17 protein-coding genes and 1 other RNA gene are annotated in these 18,168 nt (G+C 68.3%); 4 read left to right on the top strand and 14 right to left on the bottom strand.

Features of this window, described 5'->3' with window-relative positions:
- The first annotated feature begins 599 nt into the window (after window positions 1–599).
- On the top strand, window positions 600–2,642 hold the full coding sequence (locus MU407_RS11835) for a glycoside hydrolase family 3 N-terminal domain-containing protein (RefSeq protein ID WP_246957744.1): 2,043 nt from the start codon (window positions 600–602) through the stop codon (window positions 2,640–2,642).
- 159 nt (window positions 2,643–2,801) lie between these two features.
- On the opposite strand, the gene ssrA is transcribed toward MU407_RS11835, so the two are convergent.
- From ssrA to MU407_RS11765, 14 genes are all read right to left on the bottom strand, one after another.
- Window positions 2,802–3,172, bottom strand: a transfer-messenger RNA (tmRNA) gene (gene ssrA, locus MU407_RS11830).
- Between the two features lie 240 nt (window positions 3,173–3,412).
- The gene (gene smpB, locus MU407_RS11825) at window positions 3,413–3,931 is read right to left on the bottom strand and encodes an SsrA-binding protein SmpB (RefSeq protein WP_102235114.1); all 519 of its coding nucleotides are present in this window, start codon (window positions 3,929–3,931) and stop codon (window positions 3,413–3,415) included.
- 114 nt (window positions 3,932–4,045) lie between these two features.
- Window positions 4,046–5,440, bottom strand: a complete 1,395-nt coding sequence (locus tag MU407_RS11820; RefSeq protein ID WP_246957742.1) for a M23 family metallopeptidase — start codon at window positions 5,438–5,440, stop codon at window positions 4,046–4,048.
- 1 nt (window position 5,441) lies between these two features.
- Window positions 5,442–6,359, bottom strand: coding sequence for a permease-like cell division protein FtsX (ftsX, locus tag MU407_RS11815; protein WP_246957740.1), 918 nt, complete (start codon window positions 6,357–6,359; stop codon window positions 5,442–5,444).
- The gene (ftsE, locus tag MU407_RS11810) at window positions 6,356–7,246 is read right to left on the bottom strand and encodes a cell division ATP-binding protein FtsE (RefSeq protein WP_246957730.1); all 891 of its coding nucleotides are present in this window, start codon (window positions 7,244–7,246) and stop codon (window positions 6,356–6,358) included. Before ftsE ends, ftsX begins: the two co-directional genes overlap by 4 nt.
- A gap of 175 nt (window positions 7,247–7,421) precedes the next feature.
- Window positions 7,422–8,537: a peptide chain release factor 2 gene (prfB, locus tag MU407_RS11805; RefSeq protein ID WP_102235262.1), complete on the bottom strand. Its 1,116-nt coding sequence runs from the start codon at window positions 8,535–8,537 to the stop codon at window positions 7,422–7,424.
- 11 nt (window positions 8,538–8,548) lie between these two features.
- Window positions 8,549–9,694 carry a glycerate kinase gene (locus MU407_RS11800; RefSeq protein ID WP_102235110.1) on the bottom strand — a complete coding sequence of 382 codons (1,146 nt, stop codon included), beginning with the start codon at window positions 9,692–9,694 and terminating at the stop codon, window positions 8,549–8,551.
- Window positions 9,691–10,152: a pilus assembly protein TadG-related protein gene (locus MU407_RS11795; RefSeq protein WP_102235109.1), complete on the bottom strand. Its 462-nt coding sequence runs from the start codon at window positions 10,150–10,152 to the stop codon at window positions 9,691–9,693. The genes MU407_RS11800 and MU407_RS11795 overlap by 4 nt, the downstream gene beginning before the upstream one ends.
- Complete coding sequence (locus tag MU407_RS11790) at window positions 10,149–10,544, bottom strand: hypothetical protein (RefSeq protein WP_246957728.1); 396 nt, start codon at window positions 10,542–10,544, stop codon at window positions 10,149–10,151. The genes MU407_RS11795 and MU407_RS11790 overlap by 4 nt, the downstream gene beginning before the upstream one ends.
- A gap of 221 nt (window positions 10,545–10,765) precedes the next feature.
- A complete protein-coding gene (locus MU407_RS11785; RefSeq protein WP_146007685.1) occupies window positions 10,766–11,188 on the bottom strand; it encodes a TadE family protein in 423 nt (140 codons plus the stop codon).
- Window positions 11,189–11,197: 9 nt separating this feature from the next.
- Window positions 11,198–11,455 carry a hypothetical protein gene (locus MU407_RS11780; protein WP_246957725.1) on the bottom strand — a complete coding sequence of 86 codons (258 nt, stop codon included), beginning with the start codon at window positions 11,453–11,455 and terminating at the stop codon, window positions 11,198–11,200.
- A 139-nt stretch (window positions 11,456–11,594) separates the two neighbouring features.
- Window positions 11,595–12,539, bottom strand: coding sequence for a type II secretion system F family protein (locus tag MU407_RS11775; RefSeq protein WP_102235107.1), 945 nt, complete (start codon window positions 12,537–12,539; stop codon window positions 11,595–11,597).
- Entirely contained in the window at window positions 12,536–13,408 is an 873-nt protein-coding gene (locus tag MU407_RS11770; protein ID WP_102235106.1) for a type II secretion system F family protein, read from the bottom strand. The genes MU407_RS11775 and MU407_RS11770 overlap by 4 nt, the downstream gene beginning before the upstream one ends.
- Entirely contained in the window at window positions 13,405–14,634 is a 1,230-nt protein-coding gene (locus MU407_RS11765) for an ATPase, T2SS/T4P/T4SS family (RefSeq protein WP_102235105.1), read from the bottom strand. Before MU407_RS11765 ends, MU407_RS11770 begins: the two co-directional genes overlap by 4 nt.
- A 215-nt stretch (window positions 14,635–14,849) precedes the next feature.
- Between MU407_RS11765 and MU407_RS11760 the strand changes: the two genes are divergently transcribed.
- The 3 genes from MU407_RS11760 to MU407_RS11750 form a co-directional block, all read left to right on the top strand.
- Window positions 14,850–16,052 carry a YihY/virulence factor BrkB family protein gene (locus MU407_RS11760; RefSeq protein WP_246957722.1) on the top strand — a complete coding sequence of 401 codons (1,203 nt, stop codon included), beginning with the start codon at window positions 14,850–14,852 and terminating at the stop codon, window positions 16,050–16,052.
- Window position 16,053: 1 nt separating this feature from the next.
- Window positions 16,054–16,800 carry an SOS response-associated peptidase gene (locus MU407_RS11755; protein ID WP_246957720.1) on the top strand — a complete coding sequence of 249 codons (747 nt, stop codon included), beginning with the start codon at window positions 16,054–16,056 and terminating at the stop codon, window positions 16,798–16,800.
- A gap of 79 nt (window positions 16,801–16,879) precedes the next feature.
- Window positions 16,880–18,168 (top strand): sensor histidine kinase (locus MU407_RS11750; protein WP_246957717.1); only part of this gene is annotated, 1,289 nt, incomplete at its 3' end.

The following is an 18,168-nucleotide window of genomic DNA, read 5'->3' as shown; positions in this document are numbered from 1 at the left end:
GTCATGGCGGGCCCATGGTACGTGGGGCCGCGGGCGGCGTCGCGGGGTTATCCGCCGAGGGCGGGGCCGGTGACGGTGTGGAGGAGCTGCGGGCGTCCGGCCGGGGCACCCCCGGGGCTGGGCGGTGGAGGTGACGTACTTGTCCTCCCAGCGCGCTCGCGCCGCGGGCTCTTCGCAGCCAGGGACGCCTCCTCGGTGGAGGTCCTCGGCGATCTCAGTGAGCACGTCCCGCAGCTCGAGGTGCTCCAGGTGCTCGGCGGGGATTGCAGAGGCGCCGAGCCGGGTGCCCAGGATCGCGCCAGTGACAGCGCCGGTGGAGTCGCTGTCCCCGTCATGGTTGACGGCGGCGATGAGTGCAGGGCCGAGGGCGGCGGCGAACCGCGCAGCGTCGGTGAGACCCTCGCGAGGTCCCACTGAGCCCCCTCTCCCCCACCCACCTGGGCAACGTCGGGCAAGAATGGGGGGCACAAGGCGCCGGGTAGCTACCGTGACCCGCAGAGTTGGATCCCACGCGCAGGGTTGGATCCCACGCGGCACCTTGCGAGACCGCGAGCAGCAGCGGGGAGCCCCCGCCCACCACGGATCCGAGGAGGACGACGATGCAGCAGCAGCCACCCCTGTCCAGCAGGGTGAAGGACATCATTGAGGTGGATGGCCTGCGGTTCCGCGACCTCGACGGCGACGGCCAGCTCACGCCATATGAGGACTGGCGTCTCTCCCCCGCCGAGCGCGCCGCAGACCTGGTAGCGCGCATGTCACCGCAGGAGAAGATTGGCCTGATGGTCATCACCTCGCGGCCGATGGGTATCTCTCAGCACGACAAGACTCTCACCAGCCATGACGGCGCCCTGGATGAGCAGTACCTGCCGGTGAAGGTCGACCCGCACACGAGTGCCCGCCTACCTTTCGAAGGCACCAGCGAGATGATCGAGGACCTGCACATCCGGCACTTCATCATGCGCGAAGAGCCCACCGGCGCACGGATTGCCACCTGGGTCAATGCGATGAACGAGGTGGCTGAGGGCACCCGCTGGGGGATTCCCGTGATCGTGGCGGCGAACTCGAAGAATGAGACGGGCGGCTTCAAGATGGGCGGCACTGCGGAGGATCAGCCGTTCACGCAGTGGCCGGGCACCCTCGGGCTCGCAGCGACTGGCTCGCTCGAGGTCATCGAATCCTTTGCGGCGCATTCGCGCGCAGAATGGCGCGGCACCGGGCTGCGCAAGGGCTACATGTACATGGCCGATGTGCTCACCGACCCGCGCTGGTTCCGCGGCCAGGGCACCCTCGGTGAGGACCCGCAGTTCGTGGCCGATGCGATCGGTACGCTGGTGCGCGGGTTCCAGGGGGCCGACGGGCTCGAGCGGGACGGCGTCGCCCTGACGGTGAAGCATTTCCCCGGCGGCGGGGCCCGGGAGAACGGCACTGATCCGCATTACGCGGAGGGGCGTTTCAACATCTACCCCACGGCGGGGTCGCTCGAGGAGTACCACCTGCCGCCGTTCCAGGCGGCGATCGATGCGCGGGTCTCCTCGATCATGCCGTACTACGCGATCCCGTCGGCGGAGAAGTCCCATACCCCGCAGGGGCGGCTCACCGAGTTTGAGCAGGTGGGGTTCGGCTTCAACGCCGAGGTCCTGCGTCTGCTGCGTCAGATGGGGCACCGCGGCTACATCAACTCCGATTCCGGGGTGCTTTCGAAGATGGCCTGGGGCGTCGAAGAGCTCACCACCGCCGAGCGGGTGGGCAAGGGCGTCATGGCCGGCACCGACATGTTCGCCGACACCAACGACATCGCCTCGGTGCGGGAGGCCTACCTGCACGGGCACTTCACCGCCGAGCGCCTGGACGAGGCGGCGACGCTGCTGCTGACCGAACTGTTCGCGCTGGGGCTGTTCGAGGATCCGTACGTGGACGTCGAGGCCGCGGATCGCGTGGTGCAAAACCCTGAAGCCGTCGCCGCAGCGCAGGATGCGCACCGCCGCTCCGTGGTGCTCGCGAAGAACCACGACGACCTGCTGCCGCTTTCCCCGACCGCCCTGCAGGGCAAGCGGGTGTACCTGGAGCTGTTCGCCACCGGCACCACGGTGCGGCAGCTGGATGCGCTGCGTCGGCGCATCGCGGACGAGCACCCCGACATCGACTTCACCACCGACTACCGCGGCGCGGACGTCGCGATTGTGCTGCTACGCCCGTTCATCGGCTCCTACTTCGAGTACGTGGGCATCGGGGACCTGTCGATCGATGACCACTCCGATGTGGACATCGCGAAGGTCCGCGACATTCGCGAGCATGTGGACACCCTTGTGGTGGGGCTGAATGCGCTGTTCCCGTGGCTGTTGGACGGTGTGGAGCCACTCGCGGATGCGCTGCTGGTGGGCTTCGAGACGGACTACGGCGTGATGGTCGACGCGATCCTCGGCGAGTTCGCGCCGACGGGGAAGCTGCCGATCACCTTCCCGATCAGCGCCGCCGCGATCGCCGTCGACGAGCAGGGCCGCTGCGCCTCCCCCAATGACGTGCCCGGGTACGCGAAGGAGCAGCACATGGACGGGCGGCCCTACGTGTACGAGGACGCCAACGGGAACCGGTACCAGCTGGGGCACGGACTGACGTATGAGGTGCCCGCAACCGCGCAGTGAGGTACCCGCGACAGCGCAGTGAGAGCAGTGACCCGGGCTCTCCCTGCGAACCGGACGTGAGTCCCCCGCGTCGCTGCTGTCGACGTGAGCGTGGACATGACGAAGCCCCCTCCCCCGCGCATCGGCGCAGGTGAGGGGGCTTCGTCATGGTGAGTGCGATCGTGGAGCCGGCGGGAATCGAACCCGCGTCCGATCGTGCGGAGCCAGGGCTTCTCCGGGCGCAGTCCGTGAAGGCGTGTTCTCAGTCCCGACGCTCACACGGACACGTCGTCGACGGACTCAGTCACTCTGAGGTGTTCACCCAGCCTCGGTGACCAAGGCTGGCAGCAGTGGCTCCTTCGATGATGGAACGATCCGGGTCAGGAGCACTCCCGGGGTTCCAGACTGCTGTCGCTGATCAGGCAGCGAGAGCGAAGTCAGTGCGCTTGGGTTCGGCACTTGTTGGTTTCCAGAGGACGTTTACGAGATGACTCTGGCTTCTCGGCCCGCTTCCCCTCGCTGGACAACGACCGTCGAAACCGATCGGCCCCTGGCGTGGGTCATGCATGACTGGCGACGGCTCAGGGCCGTCTTCGCACTCACACTGTTCAGTTGTCAATCAACCCACCGGTGCGAGGCTCTCGCCGTAGCACCGTGGATCGAGTCTACCGCGCTGCCCACCGCGCGGCCAGGTGATTTTCGTCCGCCCAGTGCAGACCCATGAATCGGCGGTGCAGAACGGCTGGCGGGCACGAAGGCGGAAGGGCCCGCAGTCGGGCCCACACGGAAGCTCAGACCAGCTCGCGCTGGCGCATGGCACGCTGCGCCTCCCGCATGTCCTGCTTCTCGCGCAGGGTCTGGCGCTTGTCCCATTCCTTCTTGCCGCGGGCCAGGCCGATCAGCACCTTCGCGTGCGAGCCCAGGAAGTACATCTCCAGCGGCACGATCGTGTAGCCCTTCTCCCGGGACTTGCTGGCGAGCTTCTCGATCTCCCGCTTGTGCAGCAGCAGCTTGCGCTTGCGTCGCGCCGCGTGGTTGGTCCATGTGCCCTTGACGTACGGGGCGATGTGGGCGTTGTCCATCCACACCTCGCCGCTCTCGACGTAGCAGTACCCGTCGATGAGCGACGCCCCACGATCCCGCAGGGACTTCACCTCGGTGCCGGTCAGGACGATCCCGGCCTCCCAGGTGTCATCGATGAAGTAGTCATGGCGAGCGCGCTTATTGGAGGCGATGAGCTTCTTCGCAGGGCCTTTCTGGGCACCGGCCTTCGCGCCGCCCTTGGCGTCCTTGGCCTTCTTCGCCGCCATCGCATCCTCCTGCACTCACCAGCTGATCAGCCCGGTCACTCAGGCGACCGGACCGCCCAGCCTACGTCGGCCCACCAATGGGCGCGACGCAATTCCCGTCCGGCGGGCGGTGGCTCACACGTACTTGGTGGGGTCGACCGCCGTACCGTCCTCATGGATCTCGAAATGCAGGTGGCAGCCAGTGGACCCTCCGGTGTTCCCCACGTAGCCGACGGTCTGCCCGGCCGAGACCTGCGCCCCCACGGGCACCGCGAAACCCTGCAGGTGATGGTAGGAGCTGGTCATCAGGCGTCCGTTGACGATGCCGTGGCTGAGGATCAGCTTGTTGCCGGCCGCGGAGTTATAGGTCCGCGCAATCACGCGTCCGGAGTGCGTCGCACCCACCGGGGTGCCGCAGCCGACCGGGAAGTCCACGCCCGAGTGCAGCTTGCGCGTGCCGTAGATCGGGTGGACGCGCCAGCCGAAGTTCGAGCTAATGCGGGAGTTGACGGGCAGCACCCATCCACCGCCCTGATTCGACGACCCCGGCGCGCCACCCGGGTTCGACGGCGCTGAACCGCCGTTGGAGCCACCCGAATCACCTCGCGAGGAACCGCCGCGCGAGCTGGAATTCTGCGCTTCGCGCTCTCGCTGTTGGCGCTCGCGCTCGAGGCGCTCTTCGCGCTCCCGCTCCTGGCGGGCGAGCTCCTCGATCTCCGTATCGAGAGTGGAGCTGCGGGTCTCCAGCGCACGCTGATCACCTTCGTGCTTCTTCTTCTGCTCCTCGAGATCATCGCGCTGCTGCTGCTGATCGGAATACAGGTCATCGAGCGCCTGCTTCGCCTCGCGCGCTTCCTCCTCCGCAGTGGACTTGCGTTCCACCGCTTCCTCCGCATCCTCCTTGAGCTCGCGGATCTCTTTGCGCACCGCGATGAGGCGATCCGAGGAGTTCTCGTTGACGGTCTGGTCCTCCCGCAGGGAGTCCAAGCGGTCGCTCTGCGAGGACATCGTCAAGCGGTAGTTCATGGACCGGTCCACCGCATCCTGCGGGCGCTTTCCCCCCACATAGACGCTGGAGGGGCTGGGCGGCCCGCTGCCCTTGTAGGCGTCCAGAGCCACCCCGGCCAGCTCGCTGCTGGAGGATTCTACCTCTCCGCGGCCTTCCTCCACCTCCTGGGTGAGCTCGCGCTCCTCCTCCTGCGCGGTCTCCAGGCGCTCGCCCACCTTGCGGTCCTCTTCACGAGCTTCCTCGAGTTCGGCCTGTGCCTCCTCAAGGTCCTGCTGCGCCTGCGGGATCAGCAGTTCGGTCTCTGCCAGCGCGATGTAGGTGTCCGCCAGCTCCGCGCTGACGTCATCGAGCTCGATCCGCAGGTCCTCGAGCTGCTGCTGAATCTCGTCACGCTCGGCGATCTTGTCGTCCTTCGTACCGTCGGCCAGGGCCGGGGCAGAGGGAGCGGCGAGCACGGGAAGCACCACCAGGGAAGCGGAGGCGAGGGCCGACAGTCCACGACTCAGGTAGTTCGAGTTCATCTCACACCTTGAGGTAACGGTTGAGGGAGACCACCGATGAGGCGATCGACAACAGGGTACCGAGCAGTATCAGCGCTGGGGCCAGCCACAGCAGATCCGAGACGCTGATCGTGATGAGGGTCTGCCCAAGCGTGGGTGCCAGCCAGCCTTGGACGATGTAATGCAGCCCCACCCACAGCATGCCGGAGGCGATCAGCCCGCCGATCGCGGCAGCGACCGCTCCCTCCAACAGGAAGGGCAGGCGGATGAAGAGGTTCGAAGCACCCACCAGGCGCATGATCGCGATCTCGCGACGCCGGTTCGCCACCGACATGCGGATCGTCGTGGCCACCAGCAGCACCGCGGCGATGAGCATCAGCACGGCGAGCCCGAGCGCGAACACGGTGGACTGGTTGAGCACATCGATGAACGGGGCGAAGGCGCTCAGCAGGTCCGTGACCTCATCCACGCCATCGCGGCCCTGGAAGAACTCCACCACCGCCGCGGATTCCTCCGCGTTCGTCAAGGTGATGTGGAAGGAGACGGGCATGTCCTCTTCGGTGAAGTTCGAGACGAAGCCCTCGCCGGCGAACTGCTCCTGGTAGATCGCGAGCGCCTCCTCCTGGCTGCGCTCGGTGTACGAGGAGATGTAGGGGGAGAGCACATCGCCTTCGAGCGCTTGGCGGGCCGATTCGATCTGGGCGTCGGTGGCCGGGCCGCCCGCGCACGACGCGGAGGTGGAGTGCGGTGAGCACATGAAGATGGTGACCTGGGACTGCTCGACCAGGGTCGCCTTCATGTCCAGGATTTGCTTCTGCATCAGTGCGCCCACGCCCACGAAGGTCAGCGACACGGCGGTGACGATGATGACGGAGACGACCATGGCGATATTGCGCCACAGACCGGTGACGATCTCCCCCAGGATGTAGCGGGCCCTCATCGGCCGATCCCCTCCTCGGTGTCGAGGGGCTCCTCGGCGAAGGCGTCGGCGTCCATGTCGGCGCCGAGCTCTGCGGCGTCCATCGGCAGATCCTCATCCAGCACGTCGCCGTCGCCCGTTTCTGGGTCCGTGAGGTCCCGCGGGTCCTGCTCGAGGTCCTCGGAGTCATCGGGCTGATTGCCGGAGATCACGGAGACCGCAGCCTGCGTCTCGTAGCGGCCGGCCTCCTCGTCACGGACCACCACCCCGTCGACCATCTCGACCACGCGGCGGCGCATCCGGTCCACGGCGCTCGCATCATGGGTGGCCATGACGACGGTGGTGCCGCGCTCGTTGATCTCCCCCAGCAGGTCCAGGATCCCTTCCGCGGTGGCGGGATCGAGGTTTCCGGTGGGCTCATCGGCCAGCAGGATCGAGGGGCGGTTGACGTAGGCGCGGGCGATCGCCACCCGCTGCTGCTCACCGCCGGAGAGCTCATGCGGGAAGCGCTTGCCCTTGTCCTCCAGGCCCACCATCTCGAGCACCTCCGGGACCAGGCGGCGCACCACCTTGCGGGGCGTCCCGATCACCGCAAGCGCGAACTCGATGTTCTGGTACGCGGTCTTCGAGGGCAGCAGACGGAAGTCCTGGAACACCATCCCGATGTCACGCCGCAGCGCCGGCACGCGGCGAGAGGGGATGCGGGAGAGGTCCTTTCCCGCGACGTACACGGTGCCGCGCGTGGGGGCGACCTCTTTGAGGACCATGCGCATGAGCGTGGACTTGCCGGAGCCGGAGGCGCCGACGAGGAAGACGAACTCGCCGCGGGAGAACTCGATATCGAGGTTCTCGACCGCGGGACGCTGTCCACGCAGGTACGTCTTGGTGACGTCGTCGAAACGGATCAACTGCAGCCTGTTTTCTCCGAGGGGAAGGTGTCCATCTCAGAGTAGGGGCCGAGCTCTCCGATTCCTGCGACCTAGGACGCACTACCCGGTCAAAACATGGTCAAGGCGTCAAGATTCGGTCAACACTGCACGTGGCACGCGAGACGGTGGGGGCAGTGAATGCCGACGCCGCGGATCACTCCGCGGGCTTGCCCTGCTCGGCGCGCCACCGGATCCCGGCGTCGATGAACCCATCGATCTCGCCGTCGAACACCGAGGCGGGGTTGCCCTCCTGGTACTCGGTGCGCAGGTCCTTCACCATCTGGTACGGATTCAGCACGTAGGAGCGCATCTGGTCACCCCAGGAAGCCTTGACGTCTCCGGCGAGCTCCTTGCGCTCTGCGGCCTCCTGCTCCTTCTTCAGCAGCAGCAGGCGGGACTGCATGACGCGCAGCGCTGCAGCGCGGTTCTGGATCTGCGACTTCTCATCCTGCATGGACACGACGATGCCGGTGGGCAGGTGGGTCATGCGTACGGCGGAGTCGGTGGTATTCACGCTCTGCCCGCCGGGGCCGGAGGAACGGAAGACATCGACCTTCAGCTCGTTCTCGGGGATCTCGATGTGGTCGGTGGACTCGATCAGCGGGATCACCTCGACCGCTGCGAAGGAGGTCTGGCGGCGGCCCTGGTTGTCGAAGGGGCTGATGCGCACCAGACGGTGCGTGCCGCCCTCGACGGACAGGGTGCCGTAAGCGTAGGGGGCGGAGACCTCGAAGGTGACGGACTTCAGGCCCGCCTCCTCCGCATAGGAGGTGTCCATCACCTTGGTGGAGTAGCCCTTGTTCTCCGCCCAGCGCACGTACATGCGCAGCAGCATCTCCGCGAAGTCCGCAGCATCCACCCCACCGGCGCCGGCGCGGATGGTGATCACGGCGTTGCGCTCGTCATACTCGCCCGACAGCAGGGTGCGGACCTCGAGTTCGTCGAGGGACTTGTGGATGCTCGCAAGCTCCTGCTCCGCCTCGGCGAGGGTGTCAGCGTCATCCTCCTCGGCGGCGAGCTCGACCATCACCTCGAGGTCCTCGATACGGCTGGCCAGCTCAGAGATGCGGCGCCGTTCGGCCTGCGCGTGGGACAGCGCGGCGGTGACCTTCTGGGCGTTCTCCACGTCATCCCAGAGGTCTTGGGCGGAGGCCTCCTGCTCGAGCTGCTCGATGCGCGCATCGAGCGCCGCCACATCCGTCACCTGTTCGATCGAGGACAGGGTGGAGCGGAGCTGGGGGATCTCTTCAGAGAAGTCGATGGAAGCCACGAGAGGAGAGTCTACGGCAGGGGGCCGCCCGAGCCGGTGGGGTGGGTGGCGATCCACACCGCGATCTGCTCGCCGGCCTCCTCCAGCAGCTGGGCACCGTGGGCGAGGGCGCGCTCCGCCGAGCCAGCCAGCTTTGTGAGGTCGGTGGCGTGACTGACGCCGAGATCGGCGAGCTGGCGCGGATCCAGGGTGATCCGTCCGGCAACAGCCGCGAGCGGCAGGTCGCGGGCGCGGGCACGGCGCGCCACCTCGGCGGGGCCCTTGCCCTGGAGGGTCTGTGCATCGAGCTTCCCCTCCCCCGTCACCACGACGTCGGCGCGCTCGAGAAGCTGATCGAACCCGGTCAGCTCCAGCAGAGCCTCGGCGCCCGAGCGTTGGCGGGCACCGAGAGCAAGCAGCGCCGCCCCCGTGCCTCCGGCCGCGCCGGCCCCCGGACGGGCGGCGAGCTCGCCGGATGCATCCAGCAGGCGGCCGGCCTGGGCGAGGATCTGATCGGCAGAGGCGATCTCGTGGGGCTGCAGTCCTTTCTGGGGTCCGAACACGGCGGCGGCGCCGTCGGGCCCGGTGAGCGGGCTGTCCACATCGGTGAGGACAACAAGGGTGACGCCGTCCAGAGCTCTGCGTGCGGGCGCGAGGTCGACGTCGGCAAGGTGGGAGAGTCCCTGCAGGCCGGGCGGAATGTCGTGGCCCTGGGCGTCGAGCAGCCGGGCTCCGAGGGCCTGGAGCAGCCCGGCCCCGGCGTCGGTGGAGGCGCTGCCGCCAAGGCCCACCTGGATGGTGCGGGCACCGGCATCGGCGGCGGCGCGGATCAGCTCACCGAGTCCGGCCGTGGAGGCGGTGTGCGGGGCGAGCTCTCCGCCGGGCAGGGCCTGCAGACCCACGGTGCTGGCGAGCTCGAGGACAGCGGTGCGCTCACGCACGGCGTAGCGAGCCTCGTGCGGCGCTCCGGTGGGTCCGGTGACGGTGGCGGTGCGCTCAGTGAAGCCGGCGGCGAGCGCGGCATCGACCGTGCCATCTCCTCCGTCGGCGATCGGGCAGGTCAGCACCTCGAGATGGGGATCTGTGGCGGTGATCCCGTGGCGCAGCGCCGCAGCCACCTGGGCGGCACTCAGGGTGCCTTTGAACTTGTCGGGGGCGAGCAGGATGGTGCGGGTCATCGGGCGCGGGCCTCTCCAGTGACGGTCAGCGGAATCGTCATCCCGGTCTCCCGGCTGAACCAGCTGAGCAGGGGCGGGTGCGCTCGGGCGGCGAGCACGACATGCACGGTCCCATCGGCCGCAACCGTCACCCCGAGGATCTCCACTCCCTCGACCCGGTCGCTGTCGAGGGGATAGGCGGCCAGGTGATCTGCAGCGGCCTGCCGCGCTTCGGGTGGCGAGATGACGCTGCCCTCTCCGGCGCGGTAGATCTCGGAGGGGTCCACCGCCTGGGAGGCGGCGAGGGCTGCGGCGTCCGCGGCATGCTGCAGGCCGTTGCGCTCTAGCTGAACACCGGTCACCGCGGTGCCCACGGCGATGACCATGAGCAGCACCACGAGCACGCCCGTGGTCAGGATGGTCATCGACCCGGAGGTGCCTGCGATCCGCTCCCGCAGGCGCGCCAGATGCTCGCTCATGGCTCCACCTGCCGGTACTGGTCCACCTCGAGCAGGTGGGAGGCGCCGACGGACACCGGGCCCACATCCCCCAGGATCATGCCGAGCCCGGGCACGGGCACGGGAATTCTCACCTGCACGCCGACGGTCCCGCCGGGGGTCGCGCAGGGGTCCTTGCTGCAGGACACCTCGGTCACGTCACTGCTGGCCAGGCCGTAGTCCTCGAGGATCAGCGCCGTGTGCGCCTGGGCGCGCTGCTGAGCCCGCGCCGGATCCTGCTCCATCGCGTGGATCCGAGCCACGTCACGCGAGATGGTGTCGGCGGCGAATGCAGCTGCTTGAACGTTGCCGAGCGTGAGCACGAGGTACAGCGAGGGGATCAGCAGCGCCGCGGAGAGCACCACGAACTCCACGAGCGCATTGCCCCGCTCGGCGCGCAGCAGGCGCAGGCGCAGTGGACGTATTGGGCGCAGATGCCGCCCACGGGGTAGCGGGCGCGCGCGGTGCTCCCGACGCGGTCGTGCAGGTCCGCTCTCCAGTAATGCCGGTGGGCTCTCCAGCAGTGCCGGTGGGCGCTCCTGCATTGCCGACGGGCTCTCCAGCATTGATCGGGTTCGTGAGGAGTCGTGATGCATCACCATGCCTCCTCATCCAGCGCCCTGCCATCCACACGCAGGGAGCCAGCAGGCCCGAACAGTCCGACCAGCGGAAGCGTGGCCGTAACCTCCACCCGGATCATCCCGTCGGCGTCCTGTGCCGCGGTGGCCTCGGCAGCGAAGCTATCCCCGAAACGCTGGGCGATGAGCTCCTCCGCGCGCTGCGCACCGTCGGAGGGATCCGAGCCCTCGAGGGAGGCGTGCCGCGCCCCCTGCACCGCCGCGTCGATGAGCGAGTTGCGGGTGTGGATGATCAGCGCGGACTGGACGATGAGCAGGGCGGTCATCACGATGAGCACCGCGATCATCGGGAACTCGGCGACCGCCGAGCCCCGGTCATCGCGCAGGCGCTCACGCCATCGGCGGAGCTGCGCTGCACGCTGCTGGGCAGAGCTCGTCATGCGCGTGGCTCAGAGGCTGCCGCCGAGGAACGGCGCCATCGCGTTCTCGAAGATCTGCACGATCTGCTCGCTGGCCACCGCCCACAGGGCCACGACGATCCCGGCGGTCATGAGGGTGATCAGCACCCAGCCGGGCACGTCACCGCGGTCTGAGTTCAGGCGGGCTGCCAGTCGGGATGCGAGGCGGGCGGTAGCCGGGCCGAGACCATTGCGGCCACGGGACAAAGCGGCAGGAGTGCGCTGCAGGCGGGTGCGGTGGACGGTCATGATGCTCTCCTTCGGTGCTGAGATGACTCTGTATCGGCTGATGAATGGTCTGGTCGGTCGATGATCTGGTCGGTGGTGAATGGTCTGGGCGGTCGATTGGGTGGTCTGGGGGCTACGGCTCGGGTCGGTGACGCGCGGGCTAGAGGGAGATCTCCAGCACCGCGAGGCCAGGGAAGATCGCGAAGATGATCACCAGCGGCAGGACGAAGAACACCACCGGAACCAGCATGAAGATCTCCCTCTGACCGGCGAGTTCCATGAGGTCGCGCTTGGATGCTTCACGGGCATCCTGTGCCTGGGCGCGCAGCACCTCGGCGAGCGGGGTGCCGCGCTCGATCGCGATGGATACGCCTTCGCCGAACCGGTTCAGTGCCTCCAGCGGGGTGCGAGCTCCCAGGGAGGCGAGGGCCTGGGCGATGCTGGTTCCGGAGCGGATATCCGCGACGGTGGCCGCGAACTCGTCGGGCAGTGCCCCGTGGGAGGTGCGGGCCACGCGTTCCATAGCGGCGATCGGACTTTCCCCTGCTGCCACGGCCAGGGCCAGCAGGTCCGCGACGGTGGGGAATTCGCGGGCCATGCGGGAGGCGCGGCGCTTGATCTCCACGCCCAGCAGGTAGTCGCGCAGCAGCACGCCGCTGAGCGCTCCCAGGGCCACGATGACCAGGCCCAGCAGTGGGCTCGCGCCACGCAGGGTGATCGCGGCGAGGGCCACCACCAGCCCGAGCACCAGGCCGATGGCTCCCAGCACCACCTGTTCGACCCGGAAGGAGTCGGTGCTGATGCGGCGCCCGGCCAGGCGCAGTCGGCGCTCGAGCTGCTCCGCTCCCCCGGTGAGCCGTTCGAGGATGCCGATCCCCTTGGCCGCGACCGGGCCGAGCAGGTTCTCCACCACCACGCGAGTGCGCCCACGCCGCCGTGGGGTGCCCAGCAGCGCAGCCGAGGGGGCACGGCGTAGGTAGGGGTCGATGCGCACATCGAGATCGCGCGTGCGCAGACCGGGCAGGCGGCTGAGGACGAGCCACAGCCCGACGCCGAGCACCAGGCCCAGCAGCATGCCCGCAAGAACGTCACCGGTGAGGCTCATCGCAGCACCCGCTCATCCTGGGGCAGGCGAGCGATCAGAAGCATCACCCGGTAGGCGATCACGGACACCCCGGCCCCGGTGATGATCAGAACCAGCCCGGCGCTGGAGTCATAGGCCTGGGCCGCTTCCGGGCGGGTGGCCATGAGGGCGAGCACCACCCAGGGAGCCACCAGCGCGAGCCGGGCGGCGTTCACGGTCCAGGACTGCCGAGCCTCGAGCTCGGCGCGGGTACGGGCGTCTTCGCGCAGGAAGGCGGACAGGGTGCGCAGCAGACCGCCGAGATCTGTTCCGCCCACATCGCGAGTGATGCGCAGGGCCTCGACGATACGGTCACCCACCGGATCCGCCAGGCGAATCTTGAGCCGATCCAGGCTCGCGGCGAAGTCGCCGCTGGCCTGGTAGTCAAGCGAGAACTCGGCGAAGGCCGGGCGCAGCTCCTCCGGGCCCTTATGGCTGAGCTGAACCAGGGCCTCCGGCAGGGACAGGCCGGCGCGGACTGCGGAGTTGATGTGGTCCACCGCCTCCGGCCACACCTCACGCATCGCCGTGGTGCGCCGTCGGGCCGCTCCGCGCAGCACGAGCACCGGGATGATCGAACTGACCAGCCCGATCGCGAGCGCGGGCACCACGGCGCTGGAGATCGCCCACAGGACAGCTGCGACCACCAGCCCGAAGCCGGCGCTGAGGGCCGGCACCGCGGCGGGCGGCACGGTGCCGAGCCCCACTTTCACCAGGTCATCGCGCAGATCATCCATCGCCCGGGCCAGGGGGCCGCGGCGTGCGGGGCGGTCCTCCTGCTCCCACATCGACCACCAGATCGACAGCAGGCCCAGTCCCGCGATGAGCCCCAGGAACGCGCCGTCACTCATGCCGCCACCTGCCGTCCCAGCAGGGCGCTCAGGTCATAGCCCGCCTGGGCGAAGCGCTCGGCATGCGGCGGGTGCCCCTGGCTGCGCGCGAGCTTGCCCTCGCGCAGGGCGAACACCTCGGTGATCTCGATGACCTCATCCTCGACGCGTCCCGAGAGCGCGACGATTTCCCGGACGCGCCGTCGACCATCCGGAAGAATGTCCAGGTGCACAACGAGGTCGATGGCGCTTGCGACCGTGGGGACCACGAAGCGGCTGGAGACGTTCTCCCCGGCGAGCAACGGGAGAGTGCACAGCTTCGTCACGGCATCGCGGGCGGAGTTCGCGTGGATCGACGCGAGCCCCGGCAGACCGCTGTTCAGAGCGATCAGCATGTCCAGGCTCTCGGCCTCACGCACCTCGCCGACGATGATGCGGCTGGGCCGCATGCGCAGCGCCTCTTTGACCAGGCGGCGCATGGAGATCTCCCCGGTGCCTTCGAGGTTCGCCTGGCGCGTCTGCATCGCGACCACGTCCCGCAGCGCGAGGTTCAGTTCGAAGACCTCTTCGATGGTCACCACGCGTTCGCGCGGTCCGATCGACTGGGCGAGGCAGCGCAGGAAGGTGGTTTTGCCTGCCCCTGTACTGCCGGAGGCGATGAGGTTCAGCCCGGAGGCGATCGCCGCATCGAGGAACGCTGCCGCCTGCGGGGTCAGCGAGCCGAGCGCCACGAGCCCCTCGAGGTCATGGGCCTTGGCGACGAATTTGCGGATGTTGATCGCCCAGTGCGCCCGGGTGACCGAGGGGATGACCACGTGCAGGCGCGACCCGTCGGGCAGCAGCGCATCCACGAACGGGGTGGACAGGTCCAGGCGCCGCCCGGAGCTGACCAGCATCCGTTCCACGATCCCGCGCACCTCGTCGTCGCTGAGCACAATGGTGGTCAGCTCGCTGCGGCCGTTGCGTGCGACAAAGACCTCCGATGGCGAGTTCAACCATATTTCCTCGATCACCGGATCATCGATCAGCTCCTGCAGCGGCCCGAATCCGCCGATCCGGGCGGCGACCTCAGCGACGACGGTGTCCTCATCGGCCCGCAGTACGGGCACCTCACCTGAGGAGGAGCGGCGATCGTAGTCGGCGAGGACCTCGCGGATCAGCGGCTCGAGCTGATCGGCCCGCGCGTCCAGACCGCGTCGGCGGATCAGCTCGCGCGACTCCTCCTCGATGACGGCGACAGCGTCCACCCCTCATCCCCTTCCTGGCGACGTCGACTCCCTGCGACACATGACGCACAGCCCCACGCTGCACGTGATGCAGATCGCATCTCCGTGGACACTGTAGGGGTACGAGGGCCGTCGTGTGGGACGATCCCCGCCGCTTGTGGATAACTCTTCAGACCTCTGCGCATGGCAAGATGGCTGCCGACCGCCGCGTCCCGCCTGATCCCCCAGGAGCATCCATGGCCGACTCCTCCACCTCCACCGATGACTCACAAAAGCTGAGCGGGTCCACCGTGAAGTACATGGCCAAGCGGGTCCTGTCCGAGTTCATGAAGGACCAGGGCACCGACCAGGCTGCGAAGCTCACCTACTTCATGGTGCTGTCCATCGCGCCGACGCTGCTGGCCATGTTCTCGCTGGCCACACTGCTGCTGGCGGACCTGAAGGATCAGATCGCAGACATGCTCGTGGATCTGGTGAACTCCGCCGCCGGCGGCAGCGGGCTCGGGGCCGATGACGCGATCCGCGACACCGTGAACTCGCTGATGGGCTCTGCCACGGGCGGCACGATCGCGCTGATCATCGGTATCGCCACCGCCCTGTGGTCCGCCTCGGCGTACATCAAGGCCTACGGGCGCGTGGCCAACCTGATCTACGAGATCCCCGAGGGCCGCGGCGCGATCAAGATGAACGGCACCATGCTGCTGCTGACGCTCGCGATGATCCTGGGGATGCTGGCGATCATGATCTCCCTGCTGCTGTCGCAGACCATCGTGGAGGGCCTGCTGGGGCCGATCGCCTCCACCATCGGCGCCACCGGGCTGCTGGAATTCCTCACCGAATCCTTCCTGCCCATCTGGACGTGGGCGAAGTGGCCGGTGATCCTCGTGCTCGCCTTCGCGCTGATCTCCCTGCTGTACTGGGGCGCCCCGAACATCGAAAAGCCTTACCGCTTCATCTCCCCCGGCGGCGTGTTCGCGATCCTCGGCGTGATCATCGCAGCGGTGGCGCTGAGCATCTACATGACCACTGTGGCCGGCTACTCCAGCTACGGCGCGATCGGCGGTGTGATGGCGGTGCTATTCGCCCTGTGGGTGATGAACATCGTGATCGTGATGGGCACCGAGGTCGACGCCGAGTTCGAACGGGCCCAGGAGCTCGAGTCCGGGCGCCCCGCGGAGAAGTCCCTGACCCTGCCGCTGCGAGAGGATGCCGCCGCGATCAAGGCCGATGAGAAGTACGAGCAGATCGTTGACGAGGGCCGCGATATCCGCCTGCGGAACCTCCACCATGACCGTGAGGCGTATACCGGCGAGGACAGCCGCCTGAGCCCGCAGCGCGAGCCGGGTATCGACACCGGTGCCGCAAGCGACCAGAACACCGCGCCGGAGTCGGCGGAGGATTCACCGCAGGGTTCCGCGGACCGTTCGCGGGACGCCTGAGATGTGCGGGCGCTTCGCCTTCTTCCAAGAGATCGAACCGCTGGTCGATGACCTGAAGGCGGTGGATCTGGCGAATCCGCATCTGCGCGATCGCTGGAACATTCCGCCCACGGCACCGATCTACGTGGTCACCGAATCGGTGGACCGCGACTCCGGGGAGGTGCTGCGTGCGCTGCGGATCGCACGCTGGGGACTGCTGCCGCCGTTCGCGAAGGATGTCTCGTTCTCCTCGCGGACCTTCAACGCGCGGCGGGAGAGTCTGGAAGACAAGCCCAGCTTCCGCGGGTCTCTTGCGCGCTACCGGGCGATCATCCCGATGGACGGGTATTACGAATGGGTGCGTGGCCCGCAGGGTGCGCGCAAGCAGCCGTTCTTCATCGCCCGGCAAGACGGCTCCCCGCTGTTCATGGCGGGCCTGGTGTCCTGGGGGAAGGGGCCCGGCGGCCATGACGGCCCCGCCGCGAGCGAGGATGGTGCCTTCCTGCTCTCGGCCACGATCATCACCCGCGAAGCCACCGCGGATCTGCGCGAGATCCACGACCGCACCCCGGTGATGCTCCCACGCGAGCAGGTCGATGCATGGCTGGATCCGCAGATGGATGACCGGCACGCCGCCGCGGACTGGATCCGCGAGGACTCCCACCTGATGGATGATGCTCTGCTGATGGTGCGGGAGGTGGACCCGGCGGTGGGAAAGGTGGGCAATGAGGGCCCCGAGCTGCTGGAGGGACCCCAGCGCCTGCTGTGACCCGTGCCTCGACCTGCTGCGCCGCATGTCCGACCGGGGGCGGACGTCCCGCCGCGCGGGCGCACCGTAATCTCGACGCATGAGCGATCCGATGAGCCCTGATACGGCGCTGCCCTCGACGCAGCGTCCGGCTCGGGACCCCTTTCGCTGGATCATCGAGCATCCCACCACCGTGGACCTCATCATCTTTGGCGGCGCGAGCCTGCTGGTGCTGCTGTTCTCCCTGGTCACCGGGACGACGAGTTGGTGGACGCTGTTCAGCGTCCCGATGATCGCCGCCGGCCCGCTGTGCCGCACCCGGCCCCTGCTGGGGGTGATCATCATCGGTGCCCTCGCCGTGGCCCATGTGGTCGTGAACGTGCCAGTCGTCATCGGCGACGTCATGACGTTCTACGCCATGTTCTGCGCCATCGCGTACGGCACCACCGCCGCGCACATCATCGGGATCTGCGCCGGTCTGCTGGGGGTGCTGGTCCAGGCCGTGCAGTGGGGCATCACCGCGACGGTGGGCGAGTACGGCAGCCCCCTCGCGGGCCTGGTCACCTTCGGCGGGCTGATGGTGGTGGGCACCATTTCCGTGATCGCGGTGTGGGCGGTGGCGAACCTGCAGCGCGCCCGGATGCGCGAGGTCGCTCTGCATCGTGATCGGGCCGAGCAGGCGGTGCGCGAGCGCGAGCAGCGCACTGCCCTCGCCGTCGCCGATGAGCGGGCGCGGATCGCCCGGGAGATGCATGACGTGGTCGCGCACTCGCTGTCGGTGATCATCGCGCAGGCCGATGGCGGCCGGTTCGTCGCCTCGCAGGATCCGCAGCGGGCCAGAGAGGTGCTGGGCACCATCGGGCAGACCGGGCGGGCAGCGCTCGCGGATATGCGGTCCTTGCTCGGAGTGCTGCGGCAGGAGGAGGAGACGAGCTTCGGTCCCCAGCCGGGCCCGGAGATGCTCGATGAGCTGGTGGAGCGTGTGCGCAGTGCCGGGCTGCCGGTCACCCTCGAGCGCACGGGGCCGCTGGATGATCTCCCGCAGGCACTGGGACTGTCCCTGTTCCGCCTGGTACAGGAGTCGCTGACCAATGTGCTCAAGCACGCCGGTCCCGAGGCGGCGGCGAGCGTGCGCATCGACCGCACCGCCGAGCAGCTGATGATCGAGGTCATCGATGACGGTCAGGGGACCGACCCTGCGGCCGATGGGCAGGGTCACGGCCTGACCGGCATGCGCGAGCGCATGTCCGTGTTCGGCGGGACGCTGCAGGCCAGCCCCCTGCCCTCCCGCGGCTTCCGTGTGTGCGCCACCGTGCCGCTGGCCCCCACCGCCTCAGACCAGCATCCAACCCCCGCCTCACAGCCGGCCCACGCCTCACAGCCGGTCCC

It is taken from the genome of Brachybacterium sp. Marseille-Q7125, assembly GCF_023062615.1.
Classification (GTDB): Bacteria; Actinomycetota; Actinomycetes; order Actinomycetales; family Dermabacteraceae; genus Brachybacterium.
Note: the sequence above shows the minus strand (reverse complement) of the source record. Positions and strands in the feature narration are given on the sequence as shown.